This is a genomic window from Paenibacillus sp. RU5M, assembly GCF_900221055.1.
In the GTDB taxonomy this organism is placed as follows: Bacteria; Bacillota; Bacilli; order Paenibacillales; family Paenibacillaceae; genus Paenibacillus; species Paenibacillus marchantiae.
The window spans coordinates 661,747-679,084 of record NZ_OBQM01000001.1 but is presented as its reverse complement, the minus strand read 5'-3'; the positions used below and the strand labels follow the sequence as shown (position 1 = coordinate 679,084).

16 protein-coding genes are annotated in these 17,338 nt (G+C 46.2%); 1 reads left to right on the top strand and 15 read right to left on the bottom strand.

Annotated elements, in window-relative coordinates:
- Positions 1 to 2: 2 nt before the first annotated feature.
- From CRO25_RS03250 to metH, 13 genes are all read right to left on the bottom strand, one after another.
- On the bottom strand, positions 3 to 833 hold the full coding sequence (locus CRO25_RS03250) for an AAA family ATPase (RefSeq protein ID WP_079693928.1): 831 nt from the start codon (positions 831 to 833) through the stop codon (positions 3 to 5).
- Complete coding sequence (locus CRO25_RS03245) at positions 830 to 1,543, bottom strand: hypothetical protein (RefSeq protein WP_063562847.1); 714 nt, start codon at positions 1,541 to 1,543, stop codon at positions 830 to 832. Before CRO25_RS03245 ends, CRO25_RS03250 begins: the two co-directional genes overlap by 4 nt.
- Positions 1,544 to 1,612: 69 nt before the next feature.
- Positions 1,613 to 2,635 carry an SAF domain-containing protein gene (locus CRO25_RS03240; RefSeq protein ID WP_063562848.1) on the bottom strand — a complete coding sequence of 341 codons (1,023 nt, stop codon included), beginning with the start codon at positions 2,633 to 2,635 and terminating at the stop codon, positions 1,613 to 1,615.
- Positions 2,636 to 2,661: 26 nt separating this feature from the next.
- Positions 2,662 to 4,140, bottom strand: coding sequence for a serine/threonine protein kinase (locus CRO25_RS03235; RefSeq protein ID WP_079693929.1), 1,479 nt, complete (start codon positions 4,138 to 4,140; stop codon positions 2,662 to 2,664).
- 179 nt (positions 4,141 to 4,319) lie between these two features.
- A complete protein-coding gene (locus CRO25_RS03230) occupies positions 4,320 to 5,369 on the bottom strand; it encodes an SAM-dependent methyltransferase (protein WP_079693930.1) in 1,050 nt (349 codons plus the stop codon).
- Between the two features lie 6 nt (positions 5,370 to 5,375).
- A complete protein-coding gene (locus CRO25_RS03225; protein WP_079693931.1) occupies positions 5,376 to 6,155 on the bottom strand; it encodes an ABC transporter ATP-binding protein in 780 nt (259 codons plus the stop codon).
- Positions 6,152 to 6,469 carry a thioredoxin family protein gene (locus CRO25_RS03220; RefSeq protein WP_079693932.1) on the bottom strand — a complete coding sequence of 106 codons (318 nt, stop codon included), beginning with the start codon at positions 6,467 to 6,469 and terminating at the stop codon, positions 6,152 to 6,154. Before CRO25_RS03220 ends, CRO25_RS03225 begins: the two co-directional genes overlap by 4 nt.
- Positions 6,469 to 6,807 (bottom strand): cyclic-phosphate processing receiver domain-containing protein, encoded by a 339-nt coding sequence (locus tag CRO25_RS03215; protein WP_063562852.1) that lies wholly within the window; start codon positions 6,805 to 6,807, stop codon positions 6,469 to 6,471. The genes CRO25_RS03220 and CRO25_RS03215 overlap by 1 nt, the downstream gene beginning before the upstream one ends.
- 20 nt (positions 6,808 to 6,827) lie before the next feature.
- Positions 6,828 to 7,676 carry a deoxyribonuclease IV gene (locus tag CRO25_RS03210; protein WP_079693933.1) on the bottom strand — a complete coding sequence of 283 codons (849 nt, stop codon included), beginning with the start codon at positions 7,674 to 7,676 and terminating at the stop codon, positions 6,828 to 6,830.
- A complete protein-coding gene (locus CRO25_RS03205; RefSeq protein WP_063562854.1) occupies positions 7,666 to 8,487 on the bottom strand; it encodes an Fpg/Nei family DNA glycosylase in 822 nt (273 codons plus the stop codon). The genes CRO25_RS03210 and CRO25_RS03205 overlap by 11 nt, the downstream gene beginning before the upstream one ends.
- A 7-nt stretch (positions 8,488 to 8,494) precedes the next feature.
- Positions 8,495 to 9,304: a TIGR01457 family HAD-type hydrolase gene (locus CRO25_RS03200; protein WP_063562855.1), complete on the bottom strand. Its 810-nt coding sequence runs from the start codon at positions 9,302 to 9,304 to the stop codon at positions 8,495 to 8,497.
- A gap of 354 nt (positions 9,305 to 9,658) precedes the next feature.
- The gene (gene rnz / locus CRO25_RS03195; protein WP_079694278.1) at positions 9,659 to 10,597 is read right to left on the bottom strand and encodes a ribonuclease Z; all 939 of its coding nucleotides are present in this window, start codon (positions 10,595 to 10,597) and stop codon (positions 9,659 to 9,661) included.
- A 73-nt stretch (positions 10,598 to 10,670) separates the two neighbouring features.
- Positions 10,671 to 14,111 carry a methionine synthase gene (metH, locus tag CRO25_RS03190; protein WP_079693934.1) on the bottom strand — a complete coding sequence of 1,147 codons (3,441 nt, stop codon included), beginning with the start codon at positions 14,109 to 14,111 and terminating at the stop codon, positions 10,671 to 10,673.
- A 178-nt stretch (positions 14,112 to 14,289) separates the two neighbouring features.
- Here metH and CRO25_RS03185 point away from each other — a divergent pair, with 178 nt between their 5' ends.
- Positions 14,290 to 14,835, top strand: a complete 546-nt coding sequence (locus tag CRO25_RS03185) for a cupin domain-containing protein (RefSeq protein ID WP_079693935.1) — start codon at positions 14,290 to 14,292, stop codon at positions 14,833 to 14,835.
- Positions 14,836 to 14,924: 89 nt separating this feature from the next.
- Here CRO25_RS03185 and CRO25_RS03180 read toward each other — a convergent pair whose 3' ends face one another.
- Both CRO25_RS03180 and CRO25_RS03175 read right to left on the bottom strand, forming a co-directional pair.
- Positions 14,925 to 15,599 (bottom strand): GntR family transcriptional regulator, encoded by a 675-nt coding sequence (locus tag CRO25_RS03180; RefSeq protein WP_063562858.1) that lies wholly within the window; start codon positions 15,597 to 15,599, stop codon positions 14,925 to 14,927.
- Between the two features lie 104 nt (positions 15,600 to 15,703).
- Complete coding sequence (locus CRO25_RS03175; protein ID WP_072733298.1) at positions 15,704 to 17,335, bottom strand: extracellular solute-binding protein; 1,632 nt, start codon at positions 17,333 to 17,335, stop codon at positions 15,704 to 15,706.
- Between the last annotated feature and the right edge of the window lie 3 nt (positions 17,336 to 17,338).

The window sequence follows — 17,338 nt, the reverse complement described above, 5'->3', positions numbered from 1 at the left end:
GTTCAGGCTCCCCTTTCCAGCCTTTTTAGTACGGTACGCATCCCTGCTCCATCCATAATAAGACGAGCGAGTTCAGCCATACTTGCGGCAAAGCTCCCTTTACGAATATCTTTATTGTTGCTCAGACCTTCCAATTGCAAGTACGCAGCCGCATCACGACGATTGAAGGCATCCAGAAATCCGGTGGTATAAGGCAACACTGATATCGAGCCTTTGTATCGAAAACGCCGACGAATATTGGTGATGGTTGCGCGTGAATGAGGATCATACTTATTCAGCACGATGTGCAGTTTCTGATCACTCATGCTCTCGGGTCTGATTTTTTCAAAAAAATACTCCAGATCCCTCATATTTTGATTCAGGTTCACCACAACATAGTCAGCTTGATCCAGCAGAACCTGGTCACAAGTGCCTGCGCGATCTGCATCGAGAAGAACCAGATCATAATATTCATTGGCTACGTGCAGCAGCCTTTTTAATGTCTCCACATGCTCTTCTGTTGAACGTTCCAATCGATTAATTCTGCCAGTCAACAAATCCAGACGGTCATTGAGGAGCGGCTTGGTATAATCCCTCAAATTATGCTTGTTCAGACTCCCGCTGATATGCAGCCGTTCCACAGCATCCCATCCCCCCTCCTCGAATGTAAATACGGATCCCGTGTCCTCTATTTCTTTAGGTGGAAGGGCAGCTTCTGTGCTGCTCCCGACTGGACCTGTATTTACAAGCAAAATTCTTGTCCTATATTGAAGGGCCATCGCATAGGCGCCGATCAACGCACTTGAGGTGCTGCCTGTTCCTGCAAAAGGACTCCAAAACGTAATGGTGCTCATGCCCTCATCCTTTCTGCTTCTTTAATGGCCCGGCGACTCTGGACATTTTCCCATCCGGTCAACTGCTCCACTAACCTGCATAACGATTTTTTATAGTTCCGTGATAACGGCCCCAGACGTATCCGACGATGATGCTCGTTTTCCAGTTTGACTGCTGCAGTCAGTTCATCCCAAGGCAACATCAGCGATTCTCCTATCCATACAAATGGACTACCTTCCAGATACGCCCACAAATATCGAGCTTCCAGTTTGCAATCAACGGCATTAATCAAAATGCGCTGAAATGGTAGTTCTGCTGGTAGGGACTGTTCTTCAAGCAACCGCTTGAGCCAGCCTTTGCCCCGTTCCAGATTGTAACGTTCATAATCACTGACCCAGACACGGATATCTGCCGTGAGCCATAGATCACGTGACGCAAAGTGTGATGTTTCCATGTCGTAAAGGACGTAATCATAACTTTCCAATTTCTCGCCACTCGCTTCAAGATGACTCTCAACCGCTGTTGAAGTTACGAACTGACATGCGATATCAAAACCTTCAAATTCTGTAATACGCAGAGATTGCTGACTTTCCCCAACGCCGTATCCATATTTCTGCTGTAATGTTCCATCAACAAGCAAGACACGTTTACCGGAGGACGCCAGTATTTTGCAAAGGTACAGCATCAGGTCATTCTTCTCGCATAACCCAGCAAAGATCCATGTTTGCATAGCTATCGAATCTCCTTTTAATTTCTTTTAAACGTTGTTACATGAATAATAAATGGTTTTTCCTGCTTTTTACTCCCCGCCCGTCAGCAAGCTTTTCTGCTCATCCGCACTTGAAGCAGATGCTGAAGAATCATTGCTCCCTGTACCCGTCGTTCCGCCGCTACCAGAACCATCATTCCAGATGACCCCATCAGTAGATGAAGAGTTATTCGCTCCAGGGCGACTATTGTATGAAACGGAGGACTGTGCAACGTCCTGCTCCACACCTTGGGAGGGCGCTGAGATGGATGCGGCGAGTGAGCTTTCTAACGAACTCCGTACTTGCCGCGCTAACTCCACTTCAGCCCGACGTACAAGATTAGGATCACTCTCCAGCAGTTTTAACACTTCATTGTTAGCAGGGTATGTCGGAATCGCTGGTGTCTGGAACTGTGGTTCTACATAGGTTAAGGCATAGATTGAAGCTTTATGTAAATAGGCATCTACAATTGCACTTGAAAGGGAAAGGATCTCCTCCTCCGTCATCGTAATCCATAGTGTAGCTGCATTTAATCTTTGGACTTTCTTTTTGGACAGGAGAATGTAGTCTTGACCCGTTGGAAACTGAATACGAATATCAATGATGTCTCCCTTAGCAAGTGAAGAAGGTAATAACACAACCTGTAGTTCACGATTCCTTAGATCCGGCGGTGCCGGGGTATCTTCATACACCATTTCAGTTGTAATGGCTGTTCCCTTTTTTAATTCTATTTTCGCCACTTGACCATCCATCTGCTTGGAGCTGGACCAAAGATTCCTTGGTGCCTGTGCATCCGGAACGGCTATGAGTTTGATATCCTCGGGCAATATCGACTCTCCTGCTTCAACATCCCGTATTGTCACCCATCCCTGTGCCCCCGAGTTCCATTGTTGCATCAATTCAGCTTCTTTTTGTTCGTAGGCTGATGAGTATCGGGCCTCCACTTCAGACCTCGTATCACTCATGGTTTTGACATTGTAAATGACATATGCCCCAAACAACAAACCGATTGCTCCTGCTCCCGTCAATCCAGCGTAAATCAGTTGGCGGCTTTGTTTTCTTAATTTAGACAAAAGAGGCTCTCCTTTCGCAATCTCTTCTAATCATTTACTCTTTTTCTTGCAAAGAAAGAACGTTTCTTGGGTAGCTGCCCCATCATATGAGTCAGAATATGAGCAAAAACCTTATCCATCTGCGGTTCCCGATCAAAGGGATCGATATGTAAAGGCAGACCGTAGACACTGGAAGTGTCCAACGTTTTGCGCATGCGCTGAACTGCGTCAGCTGCTGCGAGTGGCAGGCAGTAGATCCATTTGTCTCTCGGGTACCGGTTGTGTGAACGGACAAAAGATCCAATCTCAGCTTGTCTCCATTCGGCACCGGAACCTATAACAATGGGCAAGTCAGCTCTGAGAAATTCTTCAAGCCGGTTCTGATCCTGACCACTGCCCAGATCCATCACAATGAACTGATAGCTGCCTCCCAATAAAGACAGGATGTCTGCACGTCCCGATTGTTTCCAGTAATGTACACCATCCACTGCAAACTGTCTGCCTGCTGGCACGGGTTTACCTGCATGCGCGACTTGTTGAATCCGTGCAAACGATTGGGAACGTGGCGACATCTCGATTATAGCCACTTTGAAGTTCTGCCGCTCCAGATAGTGACTGATGGCTATGGCCGTATGCGTAACCCCAACTCCGGATGATGCCCCCGTCAAAGCGATCACTCTAGTCCCTCCGCTTATCGTCACCGTCGTTTCTGAACCACCAGCCGCTATTCCCGGTCTGCGCAGCAGCTCCTTACGAACTTCATCAGCCGATTGAAAGCGCTCATTCGGGTTCAGTCGCAACAACCTTCTCGCAACGGGAATATAGGTACGTGGAACATCACTGCGAATGGAGCTCTCAACTCCCTGAATCCATTCCGTATACACTCCACAAGTCATGAGATAGAGTAGCAATGCTCCAAGCCCGTACAGGTCAGAACGCGCATCAGTCTGTCCTGAACCATATTGTTCTGGTGCAGCGAAGCCGGCCGTTCCCAATTTAACCGTATCATCGACTCTTTGTGCTTTATAGCTCCGCGCTATTCCAAAATCAATCAGTCTCACTTCATGTTCCGGTGTAATCATAATGTTGGATGGTTTCAAATCCCGATAGATGACAGGTGGGTCCAGATTGTGCAAATAACCTAATACATCCAGCAGCTGAAGCACAAACTCCGTCATATGTTCAAGCGGAATCTTCCCCCGACATTGCTTGAAATAGTCACTAAGTGTCAATCCCTCAATGTACTCCATAACAAGATAGGTATACCCCAGCTCATCCGGTACAAAAAAATCTACGATTTGCGGTAATCTGGGATGCCTCAGAGATGTAAGAAGAGCAGCTTCTGACTCCATACTGCCTTCGTATGGCATCGCCGTCACGCTTTCTTTGATCGCCCAGGTTTTGCCTGGCAACTTCAAATCCTCTGCTTCATATACATGACTCATTCCACCCGAACCGAGAATGGACACAATACGGTACCTTCCCCCCAGCAGGCTTCCACGCTCGAGCCTAGCCGGATGTCTCATATAGACTCCTCCTTGTGTGCATAACAAAAAAGGGAAAGCTTCACCGAAGCGGAACAGACCGGATATCCGGACTCTTCACTTCGGGATGCTTTCCCTCAACTTGTTATGGTTAATATTGGTATCATTATAGTATAGGCAATAAGGTATTGTAAAGCATAAAGTTTAATGCCTTTAATAACTTAATACTTAATCATATATAGCGTGATTTCTTCACGGTTGTGAAACAACTGTTTGGAACGCTGAATCTGCATCCGGGAGCGCTCAAATGTATCGATGACTTCTTTAATCAAAGCGAGCGGCTTCTTATGCAATAACTTCACCGTTACAACCGCTGTTCCCCCTGATTGAAGACTGTATAACAGATCCGATATAAGACGGCTCATCAGCTTGGGGCTCCAGCTCATATCACATACGAGCAGATCGAATTCCCCTTCGCGGAAACGTACATCACCGGCATTTTTTTTCAAAAAGGTCAGTTTGGGCGATTCCAGCAGGGTCGCATCCATCTTGGCCGGATCAACAGCTGTAACTTCAAGCCCGCGCTCAAGCAGGAAAGAGGTCCATCCACCTGGTGCAGCACCGATGTCCAATGCTTTGTGAAAAGAAGTAAAGTCGATGCCAAATGTCTGCTCCGCTTCAAGCAATTTGAATTTGGCGCGGGAGATTTGCCCCTCTTCCTTCTGAAAACGAACTGCTCCGCCACTCCAGTCCGATAGATTTTGATCAGGTCTGGATACACCGGCATAAAACATGTCATCTGTTACGAAGACAGATATAACATGATCCGCATCACGAACAACCCACTCACACCCAAGATCATCCAGCTTCTCAGTCAATAGCTGTTTCAAAGAAGCAGCGTTCTCCTGCCAGAAGGCACCTTCGGTTTTACGAACTTGTAATGTAACTTTAGTGCCTGTTAACTCCGTATGGTTCAACACAAATGAAATCAATTTTTCCATTGCTTGCGCTGAATCTTCCGTATTTTCCTGAAATTGAACAGGTTGAATATGACGTAAAAACGTCGGGCTTTCTTCCAAAAGCTTGATCGCTACCTCTTCTTCCGCAATCGGAAGACCGGCAAGCAGAATCTCACCTGGTACGAGTACCGTGCTCTTTACTGCCCCGAACGTACGGCGCAATTCCTCCTGAGCATAGGGCGCAAAACCATGATTGGCTGTGCAAATAAAACGGGAGAAGTCTCCTTCACCCCAAGATGACTGTGTACTCAAAATGTGTTACCCTCCAGAACGTACGCGAATCCAGGGACGTCCATCATCCCACTGGATATCAACCGGAACATCGTACGTATGCTTAATTGTATCTTGTGTTAAAACTTCATGTTTGGGCCCTGCCGCAGCAATACGACCATCGCGGATCAAGGCCACGTGTGTGAACAAAGGTACGATCTCTTCGACGTGATGAGTCACATAAACGACAGTGATATTTCGCTTACGGAGTCGATCAATTTCGGCCAACATTTTCTCGCGTTCATACAGATCGAGTCCGGCACAAGGCTCGTCCATAATCAGCAATTTGGGATCTGCCATCAATGAACGAGCCAGCATTACTTTTTTGCGTTCCCCTTGAGAAAGGGTGCCGAGCGGATGATTAGCCAGTTTTGCAAAGCCCATTTCATCAAGCAGGTTCAATGCTTTGGCCTTCACATCATCCGGGATCGTTTGATAGAAACGCAAAAAAGCATAAGCTCCTGTTGCGACAACTTCCCACACCGGATCTCGAGGTGTCAGTTTCTCAATCAATGTCTGACTGATATAACCAATTTCTTTCCGAACCTCCCGCACGTCACATTGACCATACAGATTGCCCAATACTTCAATGCGCCCCTGACTTGGAAACATATATCCATTCATCATTTCCAGCAACGTTGTTTTACCTGAACCATTACGCCCAAGAATCACCCAATGCTCGCCTTCTTTAACATGCAGATCGACGTCAGCCAGAATCTGATTGTCTTCGCGTCTAAGAGAGACATGCTCCATCGAGATTACACTCATTTTAGCACCGCCTTTCGGATTTCCCCTAACAGATGCTCGACAGAGTTCATCCGATAGACCATTCTGGGCACATCATGTTCTCCATCAAACAGCATAACCGCAGGCACGCTCGAAATCTGAAACTGCTGCACTAGATCCGGGATATCGTGAATATTCATCTCGGTCAAAATCCCTTCGGGCAGCAAATGTTCGGCGATCTCAAGCATTCGACGTGCTGCTGCGCAGGTTCCGCATAGCGGGGTAAAGATAAATACAGCCTGAGGCATGCCTTCCCATACACCACGCATTAACATTTTCGTTGTAATTGGCTTCATCAGCTTTCTTCTCCCGCAGCAACACGCAGCATAACCTCACCCGACATCGGACCATTATGGACGGTAACAGAGTCTGGTTTATTGCTGTACAACAATTCGTACATCTGACGTTTGCCATACATGCTGGACGTGTGCAAATAGATCTGGCGTGGAAACAAACCTTCCCGGACGATCGAAGCAGCAACTTCTCCGCCATTCGGTGAATCTGGACCCAGTTCAAAATCCAGGGATAGAATGTCCACGTCACCTTCTCTAAGCAGCATCAGGCATTCTTCTGCATTGGTAGCCAGAACAAACCCTTTCGGACATGCCCGGTAATCATCCAAAAAAACATGCATTACAATCGCTCCTCTCCCATTTAAAGCCAGGAACGCATGAGTTCAATGTCACCACGTTGTGTTCCATCTTCGCCTGATTCTGTTTCCAGGACAACTACCGCTTGCTGAAATTCAGGCGCACATAACAGTTCCTGCATGGCTTTTTTCCCTATATAACCCTGTCCAATCCGTGCATGTCTGTCCTTGCATGAACCGGAAGGATATTTCGAATCATTAAAGTGAACAGCCGCAAGAGCATCCCAGTATCCCAGCAGTCTGCCTTTCTCCAGCATGGATGCCTCATTGCCTGACGTCCACATGCCTGAAGCAAAAGCATGACACGTGTCAAAACAAAAAGCAATATGTTCAGGATACCGGCTTAGCTTACGAATCTGTATCAACTCTTCCATCGTCGTACCCATGGGACCATGATCCCCAGCCTGATTTTCAAGCAGAACCTTAGCCTGTCCATCCCAATCTGCTAAAGCGGCATCCAGACAGGATATGAGATTCTGATACCCTTCAAGTGGTTCATTACTCTTGAGATGTCCAAAATGGACTACAGTCCCTACTGAACCGCAGGCATCTGCAATATGCAGATCATTTTGTATCGATGCGATGGTTGCATGAAAACCTGCCTCTCCTCGGGTTTTGCCCAAAGCCGGATTCGTAGGATAGGGTGAGTGAGCAATGGAAGATATCCCCTGCTTCTCACACCAATCCCGACACTGTTCAGCATCTTTGAGGTCCAGTTCTTTCAAGCCAAGGCTCCGCGGGTTCTTCGGAAAATATTGAAATGCCGTAGCCCCCATCTCATATGCTCGCTTGGCTGCCTGAAGAAATCCACCTCTGGTGCTGACATGTGCCCCGATTCCACTTTTAAGCCTCATGCTGGCAATCCGGACAGAAGAAAGCCTTCTTGCCCGTAATTTCCACGCGCGCTATCGTTCCCCCACAACGAGGGCAAGTTTCCCCTTCACGATCATACACTCGGCACTGCTCGTCAAAACTTCCCGTCTTGGTATCTCCCTGCATCAACGGCATTTCCATATAACCGCCTTCCGAGGCAGCTTCCCGCAACACGGATTGCACAGAATGGTACAAACGTGCTGTGAGTTCAGACGAAGCAGCAATATTTTGCGTCTTGGAGCTTGGTCTCAGGCCTGCTGCAAATGCAATCTCATCCGAATAACAATTTCCGATGCCTGCAATAATGTGTTGATTGACCAGTGTAGTTTTGAGTGTACCCCGGCGTCCTTTCAAAAGGGCAGCAAAACGTTCTGCATTCATGCGCCGATCAAGAGGTTCAGGTCCAAGGTCAGACATGGCCTCTTCCGTCTCTTTGGAAGTAAGCAGATGCAGATATCCTAAACGGAGCCCAATAAAGAATAAAGTATATTCTCCAAACTGAATTTCCACTTGAGTGGAACGATCAGGGCGTTCAGCTTCTGTACCCCAGAAAATCATTCCGCCCAGCATAAGGTGCAGCACAAGCCGCTTGCCATTAGCCAGATGAAAAATCAAATGTTTGGCCCGGCGCTCTACAAATATGATACGATTGCCTGTCAGTTCACGGGTGAACACATCAGGATCCGTATTAATCGACTTTTCACGGTTAACCACCACACCTGTAATCGGCAAATCGAGTATTTTTTCGGACAGCAAGGTCCGGTAGTTTTCCATTTCCGGCAATTCCGGCATCGTACATCTACCCCTTCTTGGATGCTTGGCTTGTCGTCTGCGACAGCCACTCAATCAGTTTATGCAAATCTTCAAACACATGATCAGGACGAACCTTGGTCGCCTGGATGTGGCTATCCATATTGTCCCGTGTCGTTATTCCAGTAAGAACCAGCAGGGTCTCGCAACCCGCAGCTGCTCCTGCCGCAATATCTGTACGCATATTGTCTCCGATTACAGCAACTTCATCAGACTTTAAGTTCAATCGGCTAATAGCCGACTTCATAATAATACTTGACGGTTTGCCAATGACGGTAGGATGAACTCCGGTTGCTGCTTCTATCGCTGCCCCAATCGTCCCCGCTCCCGGCGTAAGCCCATCATCAGAAGGTAGCTGCAAATCAGGATTGGTCATGACAGATTTAGAACCGCCATTGATCCAGCGAAGCGCTTTGGTCAATTTATGATAGGAAAATTCACGATCAATTCCTTGTATAACGTAATCAGGTTCATCATCTGTTAGTGTAAGCCCTGCAGCTTCTATCGCTTGCAACAGCCCTTCTTCTCCGATACAAGCCACTTTCGCACCCGGAGACTCTTGGGCCACGTATTCCGCAGCCGCCACCGCAGAAGTACATACCTGAGATGCATCGGCGGGGATACCCATCCCGTTCAGATGATCTGCCACACCTTGCGGTGTACGAGAAGAATTATTAGTCACAAACAAATAAGGCATGCCTTGTTCATTCAATGTCTGAATAAGCTTATCGGCTCCTTCGATACGATGTCTGCCATGATAGAGCGTACCATCCAGGTCGATCAGATAGGCCTTAATCATATACAGCACTTCCTTTCTTTATTCCATTAACATTTCATGTCCTTAACCATTTGCATCGAACTTCAATGCTAACCTATGTATACAGTACATAAAAATGGCTTGCTCGCATCTGCACGCAACACGTCGAACCGAATCGAGCACGGACGTATAGCCCCGCGCGTCTTCTGTACAAGCTTGTCATTTCCTGCGCTTTCCCGGAAAATAATTGAATCATTTCCCTGCTCATATTGCCCATCCTACACGCTTTCCGGCCAGATTGCAAAAGGGACCTCGGGAGTAACTTCCCCTCAGTCCCGTGCAATTAACGGCTTGTTCTCCCGTCTTGTTTGGCTGTACTGTTTCGCACATCCACCATTAGGATTCGCTCTTACGGTGAACAACTGGAATCAGCTCATGTTCAATCGCAAGTTTCGTATTTGGGAATATCAACTGCGCTTCTTCCAGAAGTGGCTGCAACTGATCCTCATCTTTGTAGCGAGAGCTAAAATGGGTCATGATCAGCTGTCCTGCATCTGCCGCTCTCGCCGCCTCAGCCGCTTGCTGCGAAGTACTATGATAGTACTCATGAGCCGTATCAGCCAAATCATGCAGAAACGTGGCTTCGTGTACAAGAACATCCGCATTTAGTGCAAGTGGCTGTACATTATCACATGGGCGCGTATCTCCCAAGATGGTAATGACCATCCCTCGCTTGGGTGCACCCAACACATCTTCTGGGCGAAGGAAGTCCCCGTTGTCGAGGGTAATCGTTTCTCCCCGCTTCAAGCGACCAAATAGCGGCCCCGGCTTCAAGCCATACTCAGCCAGTTTTGCAGGGTCCAAGCTGCCTGGACGATCCTTTTCGGTAATCCGATACCCGTAACTGTCGATACGATGTTCCAGCAACGCAGATTCCACAATGAAGCTCTCATCTTCGAAAAGCACTCCGCCTGTATGTTCTACAATGCTTAGATCATAGTTTAGACGTGACTGGCTCAGCTCCATGGTTGTCATGATCATTCGTTCAGTTCCTGGCGGACCATACACCGTTAACGGTGTAGTGCCACCCTGATATGCTCTGCTGGAGAGCAGACCTGGAAGTCCAAATACATGATCTCCATGTAAATGGGTGATAAATATTTTCTCCAATTTGCTCAATTTAAGCGGAGAACTTAAAATCTGATGCTGGGTTCCTTCCCCGCAGTCAAACAACCACAATGCTCTGCGCTCATCCAACATGCGCAGCCCTATGGAAGTTACATTCCGCTGAAGCGTAGGTACACCAGCGTTAGTTCCCAGGAAATATAGTTCCATCTGGATCGCACCTCTTTCTGCTGCCAGCAAAAAGCCTCCGACAATGCGGAGGGCTTTGCCTGACCTTTTACTTTTAAGCCTTCTCCACGTTAAAATACTTCGCTTGCGGATGGCTGAATACCATCGCCGATACGGATGCTTCAGGTTCCATCATGAAACCTTCAGTCAGTTCCACACCAATATCCTCAGGCTGTAACAACTTAAACAGTGGCCCTTGGTCTTCCAAATCGGGACAGGCCGGATATCCAAATGATACCCTGATTCCCTGATAGCGTGCTCCATGACGTTGCTTCATGGTCATCTGTGCTGAATCCGGAAATCCCCAGATATCTCTCATCATATGATGAACCCGCTCAGCTAATCCCTCTGCTACTTCAAGCGCTACGGATTGCAGAGCATGTGAGCGAAGATAATCACCTTGCTCCTTCCAAGCTGTCGATAACTCCCGTACACCGTGCCCAGCCGTTACGACCATGAAACCAACGTAATCCATTTGTCCAGATTCCACTGGCTTCAAGAAATCGGACAGACACAGGTATGGTTCAACTTTTTGACGAGGGAACGTAAATGTATGCAAGATATTACTTGTATTCTCCGGGTCATAGATGATGACGCTGTTACCACTGGACTGAGCCGGGAAGAAACGATACATCGCATGCGCCTGAATAATCCCGTCACGAACAGCTTCCTGCATAATATCATCCACTACCGCTTTCAGGTCAGTGGCTTTCCGATCACCCGAAGCAAGTAGCTGCTCTACTGAGCCACGCAAACCAAGATGGTGACCTAGCAACATCTGCATGTTCACATACGGTAATATGTGTGATAGCGGATAGTTCCGCATAACATGTCGCTCCAGATCCGGTGGAACGAGAACCGGGTTGTCTATTGCGATATCCGAACGCTCTACCCGAGTTAGCTCGGGAAGGGATTTAACAGTTTCTGCGCCAGCTGCGTCAGCCTCTTTTTCAGCGTCCATCTCCAACTGCATCACTTCTCGAGTGCTTGGGTTCATCAGCTTGTTGGCCAAATCCAGTCCGTCCATCGCATCTTTTGCATATACAACCATGCCGTTATATTCCGGGCGTATACGATTCTTGGTGAATTTGCGTGTCAATGCCGCTCCACCAACCATAATAGGTACATCAATTCCTGCTGTGCGTAAGTCCTGAGCTGTAAGAATCATCTGTTGCGCCGATTTTACCAACAGACCGGATAGACCGATCGCATCGACTTTCTCTTCTCTGTATGCCTCAATAATTCGCTCTGGTGGTACTTTTATACCCAAATTAATGATCCGGTAACCGTTATTGGAAAGGATGATCTCCACCAGGTTTTTGCCGATGTCGTGTACGTCGCCCTTAACCGTTGCTAGAATAATCTTTCCTTTAACTGACGTCTCATTCTTCTCCATGAACTGTTCCAAATATGCTACCGAAGCCTTCATAACTTCCGCGCTCTGAAGCACTTCTGCTACGATCAGCTCATTATTGTTAAACAGTCGCCCTACTTCTTCCATGCCCCGCATCAACGGGCCATTGATTACTTCAAGGGCTTTATATTTGGCGAGTGCCTGCTCCAGATCGGGCAGCAAACCTTCTTTGCTTCCTTCAACAACATACGATGCGAGACGTTCTTCCAACGACAGGTTCGAAATCTTTTCTTTTTTCTCAACCTTTTTGTTACGGAACGCCGCTACGAAGGCAGCTAGTGTTTCGTCATTCGTATTATATAACAGCTCTTCCGAGAGTCTGCGCTCTTCTGCCGGAATGGATGCATAACGCTCTAGCTTCTCTGTGTTAACGATGGCATAATCGAGACCTGCTTTGGTACACTCATATAAAAATACAGAGTTTAGCACTTCACGCCCTGCTTCAGGCAATCCAAATGAAATGTTACTGATTCCCAGTATCGTATGACATTCAGGCATCGCTTCTTTAATGACACGAATACCTTCGATTGTTTCTTTGGCCGAACCGATATACTGTTCATCGCCCGTCCCTACTGGAAACACCAGGGTATCAAAAATCAGGTCTTCGGCTTTTAATCCATATTTGTTCACCAGCAAATCGTAAGACCGCTTGGCTACCTCCAGCTTGTCCTCACGACTAATGGCTTGACCGCGTTCATCAATCGTTCCGACAACGACAGCACCGCCGTATTTATGCAACAACGGAGTGACCAGCTCGAACTTTTCCTCGCCGTCCTCAAGGTTAATGGAGTTAATTATCGCTTTACCCTGAGAGTATTGCAGTGCAAGGTCGATGACGGCTGCATCTGTCGTATCGATCATAAGTGGCACCTTTACTTTTTTGACAACAAGTTCAAGGAACTTCTCCATGTCTTCGGCTTCTTCACGGTCCGGGTCTTGAACACAAACGTCGACAACATGTGCCCCATTTTTCACCTGAGCCCGAGCAATTTCCGAAGCTTCTTCATATTTCCCTTCAACAATAAGACGCTTGAACTTCCGTGATCCAAGTACGTTTGTACGTTCCCCAACCATGTAAGGGCGATTGTCCTGTTCAACGTAGACTGGATCAATTCCCGACAATGCTGGTGGATGTGTTCCGTTCATTTCTCTTGGAGGGTACTTGGCGAGTGCATCCCGCATTGCCCGAATATGTGCAGGTGTTGTTCCACAACAGCCACCCGCGATGTTCAACCAGCCCTGTTCGGCAAAAGCACCGATCTTCTGAGCAAGCGATTCAGGCGATTCATGGTAATTACCGTTTTCATCCGGAAGCCCTGCATTTGGATAACAACTTACTGCAACTGAAGCCATCCCGGAAAGCGAGCGAATATGGTCACGCATGAATTCCGGACCTGTAGCACAGTTTAGTCCCACTGAAATTGGGTTAAGGTGTTCTAGGGATATATAAAAAGACTCAATGTTCTGACCAGCGAGGGTTGTACCCATCGGTTCGATCGTTCCTGAGATCATCAAAGGAAGCTTGATACCACTTTGTTCGAATGCCTGTTGAATTCCAATGCTACCTGCTTTTACATTAAGCGTATCTTGTGAGGTTTCGAGCAGCAGCGCATCAACGCCTCCCTCAATTAAAGCAAGCGCTTGCTCAAAATAACTGTCGATGAGCTCTTGAAAAGTTACTCCGCCTGTTACTGACAGCGTTTTGGTTGTAGGTCCCATGGCACCTACCACATAACGTGGAGACTCCGGTGTCGAAAATCGATCCACGGCTGCTTTTGCAATTCTGGCAGCTTCGAGATTAATTTCACGTGCACGGTCCTGAATGTCATATTCAGCAAGTACAACAGAAGTTGCACCAAACGTATTTGTTTCAATTAAGTCAGCACCGGCTTCCAGATATTCCTCATGAATACGCTGGATTAGCTCTGGACGTGTAAGTACAAGCATTTCATTACAACCATCCAGGTCTTCTCCGCCAAAATCTGCGCCTGTGAGATCTACTTGTTGAATCATGGTCCCCATTGCACCGTCGAGGATCAATATTCGTTGTTTTAATGCATCATGTAGGCTAAGCTTATCCAATATCGTCACCTCCGCAAAACGTTAAATCTTAGTTTAACAGAAACTAACTTAATGTGAAAGATCGGGTTTGATCAGTCCCCTGGCGGTTTTTATGAAGGTAGAATGAATTTGTGAATCGACAAAAATAGCGAAATCCGATATAATAGCAATTAAACCAAGTGGAAAAGAGGGAAAGAACATGGCTGAAATTGTAATCCGAAATACGAACGAACGTATCACTGGAGACGAAAATGTTCGAAATTTCTTAAACAAATATGAAGTACTATTTGAAAAATGGGACGCGTCCAAATTAAACACGGATCTGCAAAACAACTTTGGACTCACCGATGAACAAAAAGAAGAAGTACTAAACACATTTGACTATGAAATCAGAGACTTGGCTGCACGTCGCGGGTACCAAATCTGGGATGTAATCACGCTGTCTGAACAAACACCAGATATTGAAGAGAAGCTTGCAAAATTCGAAGAGATTCATACTCATGCTGAAGATGAGATCCGTGCTATTGTAGCCGGCAAAGGAATCTTTGTCATCAAAGCTACAGATGATGTAGGTTACTTTAATGTAGAATTGTCTCCTGGAGACGTTATCTCGGTACCTGAGAACACCCCACACTTCTTCACTTTGATGGAGAACAAACAAATCATTGCCGTGCGTCTGTTTATTGAAAAAGATGGCTGGATCGCAGATCCTTACCCAGATCCAACGTTTATCAAACAAGCCTAATAAGCAAATTCTATTATTTGCTCAACAAACCCCTGTTCAATTCGAACAGGGGTTTCTGCATATTCAGATAGTATACAACATTAGATGTTCTATATAAAATAATGTGGATATTTTGCCTTCATCTTCTCTTGTTCAACAACAACTAGTCTGAGATGAGCTTCCATAACCTCAACAGCTCGCTCGGTTTCACGTTCCGTGATAAGTCGGTATATTTCTTTATGTTGTGAAATAATAACCTCTGCATCGGAATCTTCAGACAAGCGTAATAAACGAAGGCGATTAAAGGGAATATTGAGCTGCTGTAGCATTTTCCAACTTCTCATTTTTCCTGTGCCTTGAAACAATATCTGATGAAACTCTTCATCCAGTTCAAAAAGCCGATAGAAATTATTTTTCCCTATACATACTTCCTGCATGGCAATATTGGTTTCAAGTCTGAATCTGAATTCTTCCGGAAAAGAAGCACAAGCCAGAGTGACAATTTCCTTCTCCATCTTTTCTCTCATAAACCGGCCTTCTTCAACATGCTCCAGATTAATATGGGAGACAATAGTTCCACTCTGTGGAATGATATCCAGTAATTCTTCCTCGGCAAGCTTCATGAAAGCTTCACGTACTGGCGTTCTGCTTACTTGCAATTCATCCGCAATTTCCTTCTCGGAAATCTTGGTACCAGGCTCAAGTTCAAGGTGCAGAATTCGTTCCTTTATCAGATTGTATGAATAAGCCCGGGTCGAACCTCTAATCTTTTGATTAAGTGACATTCCTTAACCTCTTCCTCTCAGCCATATTCATCCATCTTAGCACAATTTGCCGCTCCACTAAAATTCCCTCAGTGAAACGGCAATGGGCAAATTTCAGTTTACAACTATTGTTGCTTGTTTTCTTTGTACTTCTTATACGTGTCATTGGAAAGCTGCATATACTGAGGCAAGCCTTGGCTCTCCAGCTCTTTTACAAATGCATCAAACTCAGAAAGTTTGCGTTCTCCCAAAATGAATTTAAGCGTATTTTGATCCGAAAAATCCTTAAGCGGTGTGCTAAGCAGTGTCACCTGTTCACGATCGATATCCGAGTAAGGAATTGGCGGCTCCGCAGGAACCACTTCTTTGATATCTTTCATGTCTTGCTGGAATTTCAGTTCTTCCTCACTAAACATGGAGTGCAACAAATCTGTGGTTCCTCCATAGGCAAACACACCACCGGAGAATCCATAGTCGATGCGCAAGTCCTTTGTGCCTTTTGGATTCAATCCGTTATAGTTCACATCTTCGGCCAACTTACGAACGCCATCCTGTTTGGTGAAGGTTTCGCCTTCTACACCCCATTTGGCAAATTCTTGACCTTCATCACTATAGTATAACCAGTCAATAAATTGCATGGTTGCTTTGAAATTCTCGTTGTCTTTAATTTTCCCGGAAATCATGACACCGTTTTCAAGTCTGGAGCCAGACATCAATTGACCTTTTGGACCACCAGGAACTGTAATTTTGGCGATAGAGAAATTTCCTTCTCCCAACGTTTTGTTCATGTCATTTCGATGAAGCACTACCGTTTGCGAGTTACCATTAATAATGAAGGATTTTCCAGAAACAAACTTTTGAATAGCCTGGTCATCGTCCTGGGTGAAGCTTTCCTTATCCAGCAGCCCCTCCGATACAAGCTTGTTAAAGTAAGTTAACATTTCCTTGTATTCCGGCGTAGTCGAAGTGTATACAAATTCATCCTGATCTTCTTTATACGTTAAACCATTGCCAAATCCCCACCCAGCTTTCGTTCCAAAACTGGTAGCAGCAATATTCAATGTACTGTTAAATTGGAAACGATCTGAGAACGGAACGGAATCTGGATAGATTTCTTTTAGCTTTTTGGCGGCATCATACAATTCGTCCCATGTCTTTGGAATGGCAATGTTATTTTTCTCAAAAATATCAGTTCTCACAATAAGGGTGTAGTCCGGCCAAACCTCTTCATGTAAACCTGGGAGTACATAATATTTCCCATCTTCTTGTCGAAGACCCTCAAGTTCATCCTGAAGTCCCCATTTCTCAACCTTATCTTTGAAATTGGGCATCAAATCAACATAATCACTCACTGGCAAAATCGCACCAGAGGATACAAAAGCAGATTCTTCACCCGGATAGGTTTTCGGAATAACCAGAGGGGCATCTCCAGAGCTGATCAGAAGGGATCTTTTCTGGGGATAGTCACTCATCGGAACGATGGTAGGCTCCAGCGTGACTCCGGTTTTTTCCGTGATTTTTTGGAACAGGAGCCAATCCTTTTTGTACGGGTATGCTGGCTGGTCGCTGTACAGAATAGATAGATTAAATGGTTCAGCGGCTTTGAAGGTCTCTCCTACACCATAGGATTCCATGGCCCCCTTGGATTCTGGTTCAACTTTCTCTCCACCAGCACCGCTGCTACATGCTGCCAGAACGACACTCATCATTGTTGCCAATACCATCTTGCCTACAAGCTTACGTGGTCTATGTTTCATTCA